16 protein-coding genes are annotated in these 16116 nt (G+C 73.0%); 12 read left to right on the top strand and 4 right to left on the bottom strand.

Going from position 1 to position 16116, the window contains the following annotated elements; genetic code table 11:
- Nucleotides 1-31 precede the first annotated feature (31 nt).
- The gene (locus tag IG94_RS0106460) at nucleotides 32-1234 is read right to left on the bottom strand and encodes a cytochrome P450 family protein (protein ID WP_031032297.1); all 1203 of its coding nucleotides are present in this window, start codon (nucleotides 1232-1234) and stop codon (nucleotides 32-34) included.
- Between the two features lie 100 nt (nucleotides 1235-1334).
- On the opposite strand from IG94_RS0106460, the gene IG94_RS0106455 reads away from it, so the two are divergent.
- The 3 genes from IG94_RS0106455 (at nucleotide 1335) to IG94_RS0106445 (ending at nucleotide 3604) form a co-directional block, all read left to right on the top strand.
- On the top strand, nucleotides 1335-2060 hold the full coding sequence (locus IG94_RS0106455) for a molybdopterin-dependent oxidoreductase (protein WP_031032295.1): 726 nt from the start codon (nucleotides 1335-1337) through the stop codon (nucleotides 2058-2060).
- Nucleotides 2044-2730, top strand: coding sequence for a cytochrome b/b6 domain-containing protein (locus tag IG94_RS0106450; protein WP_052410569.1), 687 nt, complete (start codon nucleotides 2044-2046; stop codon nucleotides 2728-2730). The genes IG94_RS0106455 and IG94_RS0106450 overlap by 17 nt, the downstream gene beginning before the upstream one ends.
- A 61-nt stretch (nucleotides 2731-2791) precedes the next feature.
- Nucleotides 2792-3604 (top strand): SAM-dependent methyltransferase, encoded by an 813-nt coding sequence (locus tag IG94_RS0106445; RefSeq protein ID WP_043483029.1) that lies wholly within the window; start codon nucleotides 2792-2794, stop codon nucleotides 3602-3604.
- A gap of 46 nt (nucleotides 3605-3650) precedes the next feature.
- On the opposite strand, the gene IG94_RS0106440 is transcribed toward IG94_RS0106445, so the two are convergent.
- Nucleotides 3651-5036: an SLC13 family permease gene (locus tag IG94_RS0106440; RefSeq protein WP_031032288.1), complete on the bottom strand. Its 1386-nt coding sequence runs from the start codon at nucleotides 5034-5036 to the stop codon at nucleotides 3651-3653.
- 14 nt (nucleotides 5037-5050) lie between these two features.
- Entirely contained in the window at nucleotides 5051-6232 is a 1182-nt protein-coding gene (locus IG94_RS0106435) for a CaiB/BaiF CoA transferase family protein (protein WP_052410568.1), read from the bottom strand.
- Between the two features lie 144 nt (nucleotides 6233-6376).
- Here IG94_RS0106435 and IG94_RS39620 point away from each other — a divergent pair, with 144 nt between their 5' ends.
- From IG94_RS39620 to IG94_RS0106390, 9 genes are all read left to right on the top strand, one after another.
- The gene (locus tag IG94_RS39620) at nucleotides 6377-7285 is read left to right on the top strand and encodes a LysR family transcriptional regulator (protein WP_031032284.1); all 909 of its coding nucleotides are present in this window, start codon (nucleotides 6377-6379) and stop codon (nucleotides 7283-7285) included.
- An 87-nt stretch (nucleotides 7286-7372) separates the two neighbouring features.
- A complete protein-coding gene (locus IG94_RS0106425) occupies nucleotides 7373-8113 on the top strand; it encodes a class I SAM-dependent DNA methyltransferase (protein WP_031032281.1) in 741 nt (246 codons plus the stop codon).
- A 72-nt stretch (nucleotides 8114-8185) separates the two neighbouring features.
- The gene (locus IG94_RS0106420) at nucleotides 8186-8956 is read left to right on the top strand and encodes an AraC family transcriptional regulator (protein ID WP_031032279.1); all 771 of its coding nucleotides are present in this window, start codon (nucleotides 8186-8188) and stop codon (nucleotides 8954-8956) included.
- Nucleotides 8957-9176: 220 nt separating this feature from the next.
- On the top strand, nucleotides 9177-10226 hold the full coding sequence (locus tag IG94_RS0106415) for an iron-siderophore ABC transporter substrate-binding protein (RefSeq protein ID WP_031032277.1): 1050 nt from the start codon (nucleotides 9177-9179) through the stop codon (nucleotides 10224-10226).
- Nucleotides 10223-11266 (top strand): FecCD family ABC transporter permease, encoded by a 1044-nt coding sequence (locus tag IG94_RS0106410; RefSeq protein ID WP_031032275.1) that lies wholly within the window; start codon nucleotides 10223-10225, stop codon nucleotides 11264-11266. Before IG94_RS0106415 ends, IG94_RS0106410 begins: the two co-directional genes overlap by 4 nt.
- Complete coding sequence (locus tag IG94_RS0106405; RefSeq protein ID WP_031032272.1) at nucleotides 11263-12315, top strand: FecCD family ABC transporter permease; 1053 nt, start codon at nucleotides 11263-11265, stop codon at nucleotides 12313-12315. The genes IG94_RS0106410 and IG94_RS0106405 overlap by 4 nt, the downstream gene beginning before the upstream one ends.
- The gene (locus IG94_RS0106400; RefSeq protein ID WP_052410567.1) at nucleotides 12312-13205 is read left to right on the top strand and encodes an ABC transporter ATP-binding protein; all 894 of its coding nucleotides are present in this window, start codon (nucleotides 12312-12314) and stop codon (nucleotides 13203-13205) included. Before IG94_RS0106405 ends, IG94_RS0106400 begins: the two co-directional genes overlap by 4 nt.
- 2 nt (nucleotides 13206-13207) lie before the next feature.
- A complete protein-coding gene (locus tag IG94_RS0106395) occupies nucleotides 13208-14542 on the top strand; it encodes an MFS transporter (protein WP_031032268.1) in 1335 nt (444 codons plus the stop codon).
- Between the two features lie 196 nt (nucleotides 14543-14738).
- The gene (locus IG94_RS0106390) at nucleotides 14739-15278 is read left to right on the top strand and encodes an EF-hand domain-containing protein (protein WP_031032264.1); all 540 of its coding nucleotides are present in this window, start codon (nucleotides 14739-14741) and stop codon (nucleotides 15276-15278) included.
- A 126-nt stretch (nucleotides 15279-15404) separates the two neighbouring features.
- On the opposite strand, the gene IG94_RS0106385 is transcribed toward IG94_RS0106390, so the two are convergent.
- Nucleotides 15405-16064, bottom strand: coding sequence for a YceI family protein (locus tag IG94_RS0106385; protein ID WP_031032263.1), 660 nt, complete (start codon nucleotides 16062-16064; stop codon nucleotides 15405-15407).
- Nucleotides 16065-16116: the final 52 nt, after the last annotated feature.

Genomic DNA, 16116 nt, shown 5'->3' with positions numbered 1-16116 from the left:
ACGCCCCGGGCGCGCGGGCGCTGGGGACCTCTCAGTAGCGCACCGGCAGGGCGAGGAGGCCCCGGGACCGCATGGAGGGCCGCCGCGCGAGCTCCGAGGGCTCCACCGCCAGGGCGAGGTCCGGGAACCGCTCCAACAGGGCGGACAGGGCGATCCGCGTCTCGGCACGGGCCAGCGGCGCGCCCAGGCAGTAGTGGATGCCGTGGCCGAGGGCGAGATGCCCCGTCACGTCCCGCGTGACGTCCAGCGTGTCGGGGTCCGTGAAGCGGCGGGGGTCGCGGTGCGCGGCCGCCAGCGACAGCAGGACCGTACTGCCGACCGGCACGGTGACGCCGCCGACCGGCACGTCCTCGGTGGCGAAACGGCGGATGGCCAGCGGAGCGGGCCCGTCGAACCGGGCCAGCTCCTCCACGGCGTTGTCCAGCAGCCCGGGGTCGGCGCGCACGGCCGCCAGCTGGTCGGGCCGTTCGAGCAGGGCGAGCGTCGCGTTGCCGATCAGGTGGACGGTGTTCTCGTATCCGGCGATCAGCAGCAGGAAGGCCAGGGAGGTCAACTCGTCCTCGGACAGCCGGTCCTCCTCGTCGCGGAGGCCGACCAGTGCGGACATGAGGTCGTCGGCCGGGTGGGCGCGCTTGTCGGCGATCAGCCGGGCGAAGAAGCCGAGCAGGCCGCGCACCGCGGCACCGGCCCGCTCGGGATGCTCCGGGTCGGGCGACACCAGCGCCTCGGTCCACGACCTGAAGTCCCCGCGGGCCTCCTCCTGCACGCCCAGCAGATCACAGATGACCGTGATCGGGAGCGGGGCGGCGTAGGCGCTGATCAGGTCCGCCCGTCCGTGGGGCGCCATGGCGTCCAGCAGCCGGCCGGCCGTGCGGCGGATCGGTTCGTGGAGCCGCGTCACCTGGTGGGGGCCGAACGCGCGGGAGACCAGACGGCGGATGCGGGTGTGGTCGGGCGGGTCCATGTTGAGCAGGTTGGCGTCGAGCGCCGGGGGAAGTGCCATGCCCCGGTAGCCGCCCGGCGCGGCGTTGCGCTTGTCCAGGGAGAGCCGCGGGTCGGCCAGTGCGTGCCGGACGTCCTCGTACCGGGTGATCAGCCAGGCCGGCAGCCCGTCCGTCCCCGTGACGGCGTGCACCGGGCCCTGTTCGCGCAGGCGCGCGTACACGGCGTACGGGTCCTTGACCAGCTCGGCCGGGTCAACGGCGGGGGAATCGGCAGGCGTTGCGAGCGACATGCCCTCACTATAGGAGCGGCACCGCGCCGGAGGATTACCGAAGTCTGACGCGGACCGGCGGTCACTGGTCCGGGGAGCCGGCGGGTGCTCCAATGAACGGGTGAACTCTGAACCGCCCGAGACGCGGGGCGCTCCGGTGGGGCGGCGCGTCTTCCTGGGCACACTCGGCCTCGGCGCACTGGGGGTCCTCGCGGCGCCCGCGCTGCAGCGCGGCACGGAGGCGTTCCTCGGCGGCGCGGCCGACCGGGACCCCACCGGCCTGACGGGGCTGCTCCCGAACGGCGGCGGCTTCCGCTACTACTCGGTCACCTCCTCCGTCCCGCACAAGGACGCCGGGAACTACCGGCTCACCGTCGACGGCCTGGTCGACCGCCCGGCGACGTACACCCTGGCCGGCCTCAGGGCGCTGCCGCAGACCCGGATGGTCCGCGACGTCCAGTGCGTCACGGGCTGGCGGGTGCCCGGCACCCCGTTCGAAGGAGTACGCCTGTCCGAGCTGCTGGACGCCGCCGGGGTGCGCTCCTCGGCGGGCGCGGTGCGCTTCACCTGCTTCGACGGCGCCTACTCGGAGAGCCTCACCCTGGAACAGGCGCGCCGCGCGGACGTCCTGGTCGCGCTGCGGATGCAGGACGAGGACCTGGGCCACTCGCACGGCGGCCCGGTACGCCTGTACGTGGCGCCCATGTACTTCTACAAGTCCGCCAAGTGGCTCTCCGGCATCACCGTCACGGACGAGGTCCGGCCCGGCTACTGGGAGGAGCGCGGCTACGACGTCGACGCCTGGGTCGGACGTTCGAACGGACGGGACGATGAACCCACCACCTGAACCGGAACGGCCGGCGCAGCCGCGGCAACTCCCCACGCACCTGCGGCGCTTCAGCACGGCCGAACGCTGGGCGCACCGCGCGACGGCCCTGCTGGCGGGCGTCTGCGTCCTCACCGCGGCCTGCCTCTACCTCCCCCAGCTCGCCCAACTCGTCGGCCGGCGTGCCCTGGTGGTCACCGTGCACCAGTGGACCGGAGCCGCGCTCCCGGTCCCGGTCCTGGCCGCCCTCGGCTCCCGCGCCCTCCGCGCCGACCTGGGCCTGCTCAACCGCTTCGGCCCGCACGACCGTCAGTGGCTGCGCGCCGTCCTGCGCAGGGACAAGCGGCCGTCCGCCCGCCCGGCGCACAAGTTCAACGCGGGGCAGAAGCTCTACGCCGCCTGGGCGGCCGGTGCCACGCTCGTCATGCTCGGCACGGGGCTGATGATGTGGTTCACCCACCTCACCCCGCTCGTGTGGCGCACCGCCGCCACGTTCGTCCACGACTGGCTGGCCCTCACCCTTGGCATCGTCCTCGCGGGCCACATCGGCATGGCCATGGGCGACCCCGAGGCCCGCCGGGGCATGCGCACCGGCTCGGTCACGCGGGCGTGGGCGGAGCGCGAACACCCGCTCTGGCAGCCGGAGGCCGAGGAAACCCGGCAGCCGCACCGCACTCCGGAGCCCCGCTGACCTGGACGTCGGGCGCCGAAACGGTGGTCTGCAAGGGGCGTTGGGGGAGAGGATGGGTGCCATGACGGGAGAGAGTTCGTCGATCGACAGCACCAGGCCCAGCATCGCCCGCGTCTACGACTACCTGCTCGGCGGCAAGGACAACTACGCCGTGGACCGGGAGATCGGCGACGTGTTCAAGCGCGACCTGCCCGGTTCGGTGGCGATCGCCTTCGCCAACCGCGCCTCCCTGACCCGGGCGGTGACCGAGATAGTGACGACCACCGGCGTGCGGCAGTTCGTCGACCTGGGCAGCGGCCTGCCCACCGCCGACAACGTGCACCAGGTCGCCCAGCGGTACGCTCCCGAGTCCCGCGTGGTGTACGTCGACACCGATCCCCAGGTGCTGGTCCACGGGCGGGCCCTGCTGGAGGAGAACGACCGGACGAGGGTCGTGCCGGTCGACGTGCGGGACCCGGAGCAGGTGCGCACCCGTCCGGAGACCCTGGAGCTGATCGACTTCGGCCGTCCCGTCGCCGTCATGTTCAGCGCCATCCTGCACCACGTCAACGACGACGAGGACCCCGCCGGGATCGTCCGCGACTGGCGCGAGCACGTGCCGTCCGGCAGCTACTTCTTCGTCAGCCACTTCCGCTCCGGGAACAATCCGGAGACGGCCGAGGCGGAGAAGGTCCTCCAGGGCACCTTCGGCCGTGGCCGGTGGCGGACCGACGAGGAGATCGCCGCGCTGCTGGACGGCCTGGAGATCCTGGAGCCCGGGGTCGTCCCGGCGCCCCTGTGGCGCCCCGGTACGGCCGACGGTCTCTGGGAGGGCGAACGCGAACTCACCGTCTGGGAACGCCTCATCGCCGCCGGGATGGCGCGCAAGCCGTAGCGGAGCGCCTGGACGGGCGGGAGCCGTTGTCCGGGCACCCCGCCCGTCACCACCAGCCGAAGGCCACGCAGGCGAGCGCGGGTCCGACGACCACCGAGACGGCTCCGTAGGTCAGCAGGTGGCGGAAGAGCCGCGGGCGGTCGTCGGGCCGCGCCGCACCGAGGATCAGGCCGCCGGTGATGCCCAGCGGATTGATGTCGACCAGGATCGACGCCAACGCCACCGCCAGAACGGCGCCGACCGGCGAGGCGCCCTCGGCGACGACGGCGGGAACCAGCGGCATCGTGGTCGCGAAGACGGCGATGGAGCTCGCCGCGAAGGACGTGATGCCGGCGATGTAGCACAGGACCAGCAGGCTCAGCAGCGGTGCCCCCTCGACCCGCAGCAGGTCGCTGATCCGGGCGAAGGCGCCCAGGTCCTGCATCAGACCGACGTAGGTGAGCAGCCCTCCGACGAGCAGCACGATGTTCCACGGGATCCGGGAGACGATCTCGCCGGGCTCCAGCCGGAGGACGATCTGCTGGACCACCGCCGCGGTGAGCCCCAGGTAGCCGATGTTCGCGTCGAAACCGACCGACAGCACCACCACGGCCGCCAGGCACGTGAGGGTGAGGACCCGGGCGGCGGCCGGCGACACCGCCCGCCCGGTGGCCTCCGCCTCTGATTCCGGCTCCGGTCCCGCCTTCGACGCCGTCTCCCAATCCGTCTTCGGGTCCGCCTTCGACGCCGTACCCGGCCCCGTCTCCGGGCCCGCCTGCGCCGGACCCGCGACGGAGGTGGCCGGCGTGGTGCCGGGTGCGGTGGGGGAGACGCGGCCCCGGGGCACCGCGCCGGTGCGCAGCCCGACCAGGAGGCAGCCGGCCGCGACGGCGAGACCGGCCACGAGCCCGCCGAGGAAGAAGACGACCGGGGCGGAGTCGGGCAGACCGATCTCCAGCGTGTCACCGAGCCGGCGCGCGCTCGTGCCGTAGACGGCCAGTGGCGACAGGAGCCCGCTGATGATGCCGGTGATGCCCAGTACGGCCGCGACGAGAGGGGAGATCCCGTAGCGGGCGGCCAGGCCGAGGGCGACGGGTGCGACGACGGCGGTCGCCGCGGCGGGCAGCGTGCCGATCGCCGTCAGCACGGCGCCGATCAGGAACGGGACCAGGGCGACCAGCAGCACGCGCCCGCCGACCAGGCGGAGCATGCCGTCGAGCAGCCAGTCGAGGGTGCCGTTGAGCTGGGCCACGGCGAACAGGGCGGTGATACCGACGATCAGGACGAAGAAGTCGGCGGGGAAGAACGCCGTGACCTCGTCGGCGGTGCGGTCGGCGGCGAGGCCGACCAGGAACGCGGCGGGCAGGGCCGCGAGACCGAGGTTGAACCGCGGCAACAGGGTCGCCGCGAAGAGGGCGACGAGAACGACGACGGAGACGTCGGCCATGGACATCTGCGGCTCCCGGTTCAGATGACGCCGCGCGCGGCGAGCTCGTCGATGGCGGCGGGAGCGAGACCGAGGTCCCGCAGCACGGCGAACGTGTGCTCGCCCAGCCGGGGTGCGGTGTGTCCCACGGTCTGCTCGAATCCCGAGAACCTGCCGGCCGACCCCTGCACCGGCCGGGTACGGCCGCTGCCCTCGTCGGGCACCTCGACCACCGAGCCGCGGGCTCTGACGTGCGGGTCGGCACAGATGTCGGCGGCCGTGTTCACCGGCCCGTGGGCGACGCCGGCCCGGTCCAGGACCTCGGTCAGGGACACGAGGTCGCGGGCGGCGACGAAGGAGGCCACCCGGCCCTCGATCTCCGCGCGGTGCTCGATCCGGCTCGTCATGGAATCGTGGGCGGCGAGATCCGGTTCCCCCATCGCCCCGACCAGCCGGCGCCACATCTGCTCGGTCGACGCCGGCAGGGCCAGCCACCGCCCGTCCCGCGTCCGGTAGAGGTTGTTGGGGCTGATGTGGGGATTCTCGTTGCCCCGGCGCCCCTGGCTCTCGCCCGTCGCGCCGTAGTCGGCGATGAAGTCCTCCATCATCCGCAGCAGCGGTTCGTACAGGCCGATGTCGGCCAGCTGCGGTTCTCCGGTGAGGTCGCGCTGACGCAGCGCCAGCGTCGCCGCGAAGGCCGCGTAGATGCCGGTGACGCCGTCGGCGACCGGATAGCCGGAGAAGACCGGCGGGCCGTCCGGGAAGCCCGTGCGATGGGTCAGTCCGGCGAAGGCCTCCGCCACCCGCGCGAAACCGGGACGGTCGGCGTACGGGCCGGTGCGCCCGAAGGCGCTGACGTGCACCATCACCAGGTCGGGGCGGTGGAGGACGAGGTCCTCGAAGTCGATGGAGAACCGTTTCAGGGTCGCCGGCCGGAAGTTGGTGACCACCACGTCGGTCGTCGCGGCGAGCCGTCCGACCAGGGCCGCCGCGTCCGGATGGTGCAGGTCGACGGTCACGCTCGACTTGTTCCGGCCCACGACCGACCAGGCCGCGGACACCCCGTCCGCCAACGGCGGGTAGCCGCGGGCCGGGTCGCCGGTGCCCGGCTGTTCGACCTTGATCACTTCCGCGCCGAACTCACCGAGCAGGGACGAGGCAAGAGGCCCGGCGAGCACCGTCGAGAGGTCGAGGACGCGCACACCGCTGAGGGGACCGGACACAGTTCTTCCTTCCACGAGTACCGCGAAGCCACGGAAGACCGTGACCCGCGTCACGATGTCGCCCGGGACAGGCCGCGGGAAGACGCCGAACGCTTCAGGAGGTGAAAGGCAACGGCTTTCACGGCACGGCTGTACCCTCCCGGCATGCGAGTCGAACGGGCCCGGTACTTCCTCGAAGCGGTGCGCACGGGATCCCTCCGGTCGGCGGCGGCCGCCTGCGGCGTCAGCCAGCCCACCATCGGGCAGCAGCTCACCCTGCTGGAGGAGGAGCTCGACGCCGTGCTGCTGATCCGGAGCAGACAGGGCGTGCGCACGACACCCGCAGGAGAGGCCCTCGTCGGTCCGCTGTCGCGTCTCGTGGCGGCCGAGGACACCGTGCGGGAGGCGGCGCTGGCCTCCAACGGGACCTATCAGGGCCGGGTGGCCGTCGGCGGCGGATCGGTGACCGTCGAGACCGTCGTCGCTCCGGTCGTGGGGCGGCTGCTCACCGACCACCCGGGCCTGCGCTTCTCCGTGCGCGAGGGCTCGTCGGCCGACATCGAGCGCGCGGTGGCCGCCGGGGACCTGGACCTCGCCGTGGTGACCACGCCGAGCCGTCCGGCACCGCGCGGGCTCGTCCGGCGGCGGATCCTCGCGGCCCCGCTGGGCGTCCACACCCGCTTCGACCACCCGCTCGCCGGCCGGCGCGACGTGACCTGGGACGAACTCGGCCGGTGGCCGATCGTGACCATGCGGCCGGGGACCGTACTGCATCAGCGGCTGCGCGAGCGCCTTCCCGACGCCGAGGCGACGGTCGAGGCGATGTCGGCCCGCACGGTCCAGACCATGGTCGCCCAGGGGGCCGGGGTCGGCCTCCTCGCCCGCTTCGACCCCCGGCAGACCGTGGCCGGCCTGGCGTGGCTGCCGCTGGCGGACGCGGATCCGGTCGAGGTCAGCCTGGTCCAGCGGGCCGACAGCCGGCCCTCGCGCTCCGCCGTCGTGGTCCGCCGGCTGATCCGCGCGCGGGCCGACGAACTGGCGGACCGCCTGGGAAGCGGCCGGAGGGACCAGTAGCACCGGCAGAGCGGGCAGAAGGCAGCCGGCCGAGCCGGAAGAAAAGCAGTCGACACGGCTCGTCCGCTCCCGGCAGAGTGACCGCCCGTGACGAGCAGCGAACTGTGGACCCGAGAGACCGCCGACCGCTACGACACCGAGGAGGCCGGGCACTCCTCGGCCGCCGTCCTCGCACCGACCCTCGACTTCCTCACCGCACTGGCCGGCGACGGCCGGGCACTGGAGTTCGCCGTCGGAACCGGACGCGTGGGCGTCCCGCTCCGGGAACGCGGCGTGCCGGTGACCGGCATCGAACTCTCCGAGCACATGGCGGCCGTACTGCGGCGCAAGACCGACGAGGACACGCTCCCGGTGGTCATCGGGGACATGGCCACCACCGTCGTCCCCGGCGAGTTCGCCCTGGTCTACCTCGTGTACAACACCATCACGAACCTGCTCACCCAGGACGAACAGGTCGAGTGCTTCCGCAACGCCGCACGCCATCTCGGGCCCGGGGGCAGGTTCGTCATCGAGCTGGGCGTGCCACCGCTGCGCTTCCTGCCGCCCGGCCAGGTCGCGGTGCCGTTCGACGTCGCCGACCGGCACCTCGGCTTCGACACCTTCGACCTGGCCGAACAGCTCCTCGTCTCCCACCACTTCACCCGCGACGGCGACACGGGCCAGTACCGCCGCGGCGCCTCCCGGCACCGGTACGCCTGGCCGGCGGAGCTGGACCTGATGGCGCGGATCGCCGGGCTGGAGCTGGAACGCCGCGTCGCGGACTGGGACGGGACGCCGTTCACCGACGACTCGGTCAAGCACATCTCCGTCTGGCGCAAGCCGGCCTGAGGCGGACGCCCCCTGTGCCGACGGCCCCGGGACGCGTGCGGCAGGTCCGGCGGTCCCGATTAGCCTGGGCTCATGCGTGTCACCAGGGAACTGCCGACGTTCGCCGCCGGCGAGGTGGACGTCTCGTTCGTGATCAAGGGGTACGAGGAGGTCGTCGCCGCCGACACGGCCTGGAACGAGCACTCGCACCCGTGGCACGAACTGCTCTGGAACGAGCACGGCGCGTCCACCGCCGTGGTCGGCACCCAGGTGTGGTGCATCACCCCGACGCTGGGGCTCTGGATGCCCGCGGGCCAGCTGCACTCCGCCTCCGCCGTCGCGGGCACCTCCTACCGCGCCCACTTCTTCCGGCACGGCACGGTGTCGGTGCTGCCCGACGTTCCGGTGGCCGTGGAGATCACGCCGCTGCTGCGGCTCGTACTGGAGCGGCTCGGGGAGCCGGACCTGACGGCGCGGTCCCGGTCCGTCACCGAGGCCATGGCACTCGACGTGCTGCGGCCGTCGCCCCGGGCGCTGCTGGTGCACCTCCCCACGTCGCCGCTGCTGCGGCCGATCGTGGACGCGGTCCGGGCGGACCCCGCCGACCAGCGGACGCTGACCGGCTGGGCCACCGCTCTCGGCTGCAGCGCTCGCACGCTGACCCGCGCGTTCCGCGCGGAAACGGGCACGAGCTTCGCCCGCTGGGTCGCCTCGGTGCGGGCCCAGCACGCGGTGCAGCTGCTGTCCCGGGGCTTCGAGGTCGACGTGGTGGCCGACGCCGTCGGCTACCGCTCGGCGAGCGCCTTCGGGGCGGCTTTCCGGCGCACCACCGGCACCACGCCGGGCACGTTCCGGCCGCGCTGACGACGTCGGGCGGTGCGCCCCGCGCGCAGGGCCCGGGGTCCTGCGTGTCCCGATCGCGACAAGGCGTGTCACAAAGTCTCGATTGAAGCGTGCCCACCGGCTCTCTAGTCTATGCAGGCAAGCCTTACCTAACCTTCAGTGCAACTGCGGTGCGGGTTCGCGCGTCCACAGCTGCGGACGCGCGCGCCCGTCACCCCGACCGAGAGTGAACCCCGGGTCGATGAGAACACCCCGCCTTCGCGTGCTCGCCCTCGCGGCCGCCCTCCTGTTCGGCCTCACCGCCTGCGGCGGCCAGGACGACGCCAAGGACGACAGCAGCGCCGCAGGTGCCGGCGCAGACGGTGCCGGCCAGTTCCCCGTGACGATCAAGCACGCGCTCGGGACCACCACCGTCCCCGAGAAGCCCGAGCGCGTCGCCACCGTCAACTGGGCCAACGACGAGGTGCCGCTCGCCCTCGGCGTCGTTCCCGTCGGCATGGCCAAGGCCAACTTCGGCGACGACGACGGCAACGGCGTCCTGCCCTGGACGGAGGACCGCCTCAAGGAACTCGGCGCCAAGACGCCCGTGCTGTTCGACGAGACCGACGGCATCGACTTCGAGGCCGTCGCCGACACCAAGCCCGACGTCATCCTCGCCGCCTACTCCGGGCTGACCGCCGAGGACTACGAGACCCTCAGCCAGATCGCCCCCGTCGTCGCCTACCCCGAAGCGGCCTGGGCGACCCCGTGGCGCGACATCATCAAGCTCAACAGCAAAGCCATCGGCCTGGCCGACGAGGGTGACAAGCTGATCGGCGACCTTGAGGGGCAGATCACCAAGACCGCCGCCAAGTACCCCCAGATCAAGGGGAAGACGGCTATGTTCATGACCCACGTGTCCTCCAAGGACGTCAGTGAGGTCGGCTTCTACACCACGCACGACACCCGCACGCAGTTCTTCACCGACCTCGGCATGAAGATCCCGGCCAGCGTCTCCGAGCCGTCCAAGGACACCGAGAAGTTCGTCCTCACCAAGAGCGCCGAACGCATCGACGACTTCAACGACGTCGACATCGTCACCGGCTACGGCGACGACACGGGCGAACTGCTCGGCGCACTCAAGAAGGACCCGCTCACCTCCAAGCTGAACGCCGTCAAGCAGGACTCCATCTACCTGCTGCCCGGCAGCACCCCGCTGGCCACCGCCGCCAACCCGACCCCGCTCTCCATCCCGTACGTCCTCGACGACTACGTGAAGGCGCTCGCCGAGGCCGCGGACAAGGCCGCGTGACCGCCACCCAGACCCTGAGCGTGCCGAACACCGCCCCCGTGCGGCGTTCGGCACGCGTCCGCGTGACCTGGCTCCTGGTCCTCGCGGCCGTCCTGCTCGCCGTGATGACCGCCTCCCTCGCCTTCGGCTCCCGCGACGTCGCCTGGTCCGACGTGTGGTCCGCCCTCGGCGGAGCGGACCAGACCCTGGAGGAGGCCTCGGTCACCAAACGCGTACCGCGCACCCTCCTCGCCGTCGTCGTGGGCGCCGCCCTCGGCGTCTCCGGCACGGTCATGCAGGGAGTGACCCGCAACCCGCTCGCCGACCCGGGCATCCTCGGCGTCAACATGGGCGCCTCGCTGGCCGTCGTCACCGCCATCGCCCACTTCGGCCTCGCCTCGGCGTCCGGGTACATCTGGGTCGCGATGACCGGAGCGGCGCTGACCGCCGGATTCGTCTACACCGTCGGCTCGCTGGGCCGCGGCGGCGCGACCCCGCTCAAGCTGGCCCTCGCCGGCGCCGCCATCTCGGCCGCGCTCGCCTCCCTGGTCAGCGCGGTCGTCCTGCCGCGCAACGACATCTCCGACACCTTCCGGCTCTGGCAGATCGGCGGGGTCGGGGGAGCCTCCTACTCCCAGCTCGGCAGCGTCGTCCCGTTCCTCGCGGCCGGGTTCCTGCTCTGCCTCGCCTCCGCCCGTGCCCTCAACTCCCTGGCCCTGGGCGACGACCTGGCGGCCGGGCTCGGCGAGCGGGTGGCCCTCGTACGGGCCACCTCGGCGCTCGGCGCCGTCGTGCTCTGCGGCGCGTCCACCGCCGTCGCCGGACCGATCGCCTTCGTCGGCCTGCTCGTCCCGCACACCTGCCGGCTCCTCGTCGGCGTCGACCACCGCTGGCTGCTGCCGTTCGCCGCGCTCGGCGGTGCCGTCCTCCTCACGGCGGCGGACGTGGTCGGACGGGTCGTGGCCCGGCCCTCCGAGATCGACGTGGGCATCCTGACCGCCATCATCGGCGCCCCCTTCTTCATCCACATCGTCCGCCGACAGAAGGTCAGATCCCTGTGAGCGCCCCCGCCGTCGGCGACACCCCCACGCTGCGGACCGTCACCCGGACCCGCGTCCGCGGCGCCTACCGGCGACGGCTGCTCGTCCTGACCCTGCTCGTCCTGGTCGTCGCCGCGTTCGTCACCACCCTGATGGCCGGTCACACCTTCTACCCCGCCCACGACGTGCTGCGCGTGATCATGGGGGACGACGTGCCCGGCGCCTCGTTCACCGTCGGCCGGCTGCGCCTGCCCCGGGCGGTGCTCGCCCTGACCGCCGGATTCAGCTTCGGCATCGCCGGCGTCACCTTCCAGACGATGCTCCGCAACCCGCTGGCCAGCCCCGACATCATCGGCATCAGCGCGGGGGCGAGCGCGGCGGCGGCCGTCGCCATCGTGACGTTCTCGCTGAGCGGCACCGAGGTCTCGGCCGTCGCGATCGCCGCCGCGCTCGGGGTGGCGCTGCTCGTGTACACGCTCGCGTTCCGCGACGGCGTCGCCGGCACGCGGCTCATCCTCATCGGCATCGGCATGGCCGCCCTCCTCGACAGCCTCACCTCCTACGTCCTGTCGCAGGCCGGCGAGTGGGACCTCCAGGAGGCGATGCGCTGGCTCACCGGCAGCCTGAACGGCACCACCTGGGAGGAGACGGTGCCCGCGGTCCTCGCCGTGCTGGTGCTCGTACCGGTGCTGCTGTCCCGGGCCCGCGACCTGAGCGCCCTGAGCCTCGGCGACGACACGGCCTCCGCGCTCGGCGTCCGCGTCGAACGCACCCGCGTCGTCGTCATCGTCGCGGCCGTCGGCCTCATCGCCTTCGCTACCGCGGCCGCCGGACCGATCGCCTTCGTCGCGTTCCTCTCCGGCCCGATCGCCGCCCGCCTGGTCGGCACCGGCGGCTCCCTGCTGGTCCCCGCCGGCCTGGTCGGCGCCCTGCTCGTGCTGGTCGCCGACTTCACCGGCCAGTACGCCTTCGACACCCGCTACCCCGTGGGCGTCGTCACCGGCGTCCTCGGCGCGCCCTACCTCGTCTACCTGATCGTCCGCACCAACCGGGCCGGAGGCTCACTGTGACCGCGTCCCACTCCCTGTCCACCGAGGACCTCACGCTCGGCTACGGCGACCGCACGGTCATCGAGGGCCTCGACCTGACCCTCGCCGCCGGGAGGATCACGGTGATCGTCGGGGCCAACGCCTGCGGCAAGTCGACCCTGCTGCGCTCGATGTCCCGGCTCCTCGCGCCGCGCGCGGGCCGCGTCGTCCTGGACGGCCGGGAGGTCCACCGCACCCCCGCGAAGGAACTCGCCCGCACCCTGGGCCTGCTGCCCCAGTCGCCGGTCACCCCGGAGGGCATCACGGTGCTCGACCTGGTCGGCCGGGGCCGCCACCCCCACCAGCGGGCGTTCTCCCGCTGGACGGCGAAGGACGACGCGGCGGTCGCCGCCGCACTGGAGGCCACGCAGACCACGGACCTGATGGACCGGTCGGTCGACGAACTCTCCGGCGGTCAGCGCCAGCGCGTGTGGATCGCGATGGCGCTGGCCCAGCAGACCGACCTGCTGCTGCTCGACGAGCCCACCACCTTCCTCGACATCAGCCACCAGGTCGAGGTCCTCGACCTGCTGACCGACCTGAACCGCACCCGCGGCACCACGATCGTCATGGTCCTGCACGACCTCAACCTGGCGGCGCGCTACGCGGACCGGCTCATCGCCCTGGCCTCCGGGGGCCTGCACGCCGCCGGCCCCACCGAGGACGTCATGACGCGGGACATGGTCCGGTCCGTCTACGGCATGGAGAGCCGCGTCATCGAGGACCCGGTCTCCGGCCGGCCCCTCGTCCTCCCGATCGGACGCCACCACACGAGGGCCGCGGACGACGAGACCGCGGAGGCCGAGACCGTGGACGACGGGACCGCGCCCGCCGGCCGGCCCGAGCCGTCCGCACCGGCCGGGAGCCGCTGACCGTGTCCCGCAGGCTCGCCGCCCTGCTGCCCGACCTCGCCCCCTGGCGCTCCTCCCGGGACTTCCGCCTCCTGTGGGTGCAGGGGCTCGTCACGTACCTCGGCAGCGTCATGGCGCTGATCGCGCTGCCGCTCCAGATCAAGGACCTCACGGGCTCCCCGCTCGCGGTCGGCGTGATGGGCGCCGTCGAACTCGTACCGCTGGTGGTCTTCGGGCTCTACGGCGGGGCACTCGCCGACGCGGTGGACCGCCGCAAGGTCATCGTCCTGACCGAGGCGGGCCTGGGACTGTCGGCGGCCGTCCTGCTGCTGAACGCGCTCCTGCCGAGTCCCATGCTGTGGCCGCTGTACGTGGTCGCGGCCGGGGTGGCGGCGCTCGCCGGACTCCAGCGGCCCGCCCTGGACTCCCTGATGGCCCGGATCGTCCCGCACGACCAGCTTCCCGCGGCGGCCGCGCTGAACGCCCTGCGCTGGCAGGCCGGCGCGATCGGCGGCCCCGCGCTGGCCGGCCTGGTCGTGGCCTACGCGGGCAACGTCGCCGCGTACACCACCACGGTGGTCAGCTTCGCCGCGTCGGTCCTGATGTGCCGCAGGCTGTCGCCCGCACCACCGGCCGAGCACGCGGACCGGCCGTCCCTGCGGGGCATCGCGGAAGGGGCCCGGTACGCCTGGTCGCGGCCGGTCCTGCTCGGCACCTACGCCGTCGACCTGGCGGCGATGTTCTTCGCCTTCCCGAACACCATCTTCCCCTTCCTGGCCGACGAGCTGGACGCGGACTGGGCGCTCGGGCTGATGTACTCGGCGGGAGCCGTCGGATCGCTGCTCGTCAGTCTCACCAGCGGCTGGGTGTCCCGGACCCACCGGCACGGGCTGCTGGTGGTGTTCGGCGCGGCGGGCTGGGGCGCGGCCATCGCCGCGGCCGGCTGGACCGCGAACGTCTGGCTGGTGCTGGCCTGCCTCGCCCTGGCCGGGGCGGGCGACATGCTCAGCGGCCTGGGCCGCTCGACCATCTGGAACCAGACCATCCCCGACCGGCTCCGGGGCCGGCTGGCCGGCATCGAGGTCCTCTCCTACAGCATCGGCCCCCAGCTCGGACAGGTCCGCGCCGGGGCCATGGCCGGCTGGACCGGCGCCCGCCCGGCGATCTGGACGGGCGGCGTCGCCTGCGTCGCCACGGTGGGCCTGCTCGCCACCGCGCTGCCCAAGCTGATCGGTTACGACGCCCGGACCGACGAGGACGCGCTGCGCCGGGCGGCCGGCCACGGCACCGGGTCCGCCGCACCGGACGCGGAGGACCCCGGCCCCGCCCCGGCGGTCGGCGAGCCCGCACAGCCCTGAACCACGCCGTTCACCCGGCGTTGTCCAGGGCCGGGGCGTTTCATGCACGGCCGGGCGGACTCCGCCCGATCGTGTGCACAGCGGGGACTTTCCCGTCGATCGCGGGGAAACGGGCGGACAGTGGACGGGCAGTCGGGGCGCGGAGCCCGGACCGCATCGGAATGCGGCAACCCACCCGGAAATCCAGAGGTGCACCATGACGCCCACCAGCGAGGCGACCGACCGCGCCCGGTTGGTCTTCTCCCTCTTCGACGCCGACGGCAACGGCTACCTGGAACTCGCCGACTTCGACCTGATGAGCAGCCGCGTCGTGGCGGCCGTGCCGGCGGCCGGCGACGCCCTGAAGGACCGGCTCGCCCGGTCCTTCCGCCAGTACTGGGACACGCTCCTGGCCGAGCTGGACGCGAACGGGGACGGGCGGATCAGCCCCGAGGAGTTCGAGTCCGTCGTCCTCAATCCGCAGCGCTTCGACGCCGCCGTGGACGAGTTCGCCGAGGCGCTCGCCGCGATGGGCGACCCCGACGGGGACGGCCTCGTCGCCCGCCCGGAGTTCCTCGCCCTGATGGTCGCCATCGGTTTCCGGCGCCGCAACATCGAGACGCTGTTCGACGCCTTCGGGCCGGACGGGAGCGACCGCGTCCGGGTGGCCACCTGGGCGGACGGCATCCGGGACTACTACCGGCCGGAGAAGTCCGGCATCCCCGGCGACCACCTCACCGCGAGCGCCTCGGGCTGACCCCGTCCTCCGCCGAGCGCGACGAGTTTCCGGCCCGGCCTTGGCGGTTCCTCCCGCAGGAACACCCGCTGCGGGAGGTGACCGCCGCTCCCGGCGGAGCTGTTCGGCGGCGCCCGGGCGGGCCGGTCAGACGGTCCGGATCGCGGAGATGTCGAACTGCAGACGGACCTTCTCACTCACCATGCTGCCGCCCGCGTCGAGCCGCTGGTTGTAGACGAGGCCCCAGTCCCTGCGGTCGATGGTGGTGGTGCCGTCGAACCCGGCCCGCTCGTAGCCGAAGGGGTCCATGACCGAACCGAGGTAGTCCAGTTGGAGCTCGACGGGCCGGGTGGTGTCGCGGATCGTGAGGTCACCCGTCATACGGAAGGTCTCGCCGCCCTCGTGGACGGTGGACGTGCTGCGGAAGGTCATCTCGGGGTAGCGGCGCGCGTCGAAGAAGTCCTTGCCGACGAGGTGCCCGTCCCGCTGCTCGACGCCGGTGTCGACGCTGGCCACGCGGATGACCAGCTCGGCCCGGGACTCGGAGGGGCGGGCCCCGTCGAAGTAGAGGGCGCTGTCGTAGTCGGTGAAGGCGCCGCGGACGGTGGTGACCATGGCGTGCCGCACGGAGAAGCCGATCCGGCTGTGCGGACGGTCGATGGACCACTGTCCGGTCAGCGCGCGAAGGGCCGGGTCCAGCGTGGGTGCTCCCGGGGCGGGTGCGGCGGGGGCGGCGGCGAAGTGACCCGGGCCGGCGGCCGGCGGGGGCTCGACGGTGGTGGTCTGGCGGCGGCTGAAGATACCCATGAGTCGTAGGCCCTTTCGAGTTGATCACCTCGTGTTATCACGGAGTCGACCG

The sequence above is a fragment of the Streptomyces olivaceus genome (assembly GCF_000721235.1).
GTDB lineage: Bacteria > Actinomycetota > Actinomycetes > Streptomycetales > Streptomycetaceae > Streptomyces > Streptomyces olivaceus.
The sequence above is the reverse complement of the archived record's forward strand: the minus strand, read 5'-3'. Positions and strand labels throughout refer to the sequence as shown.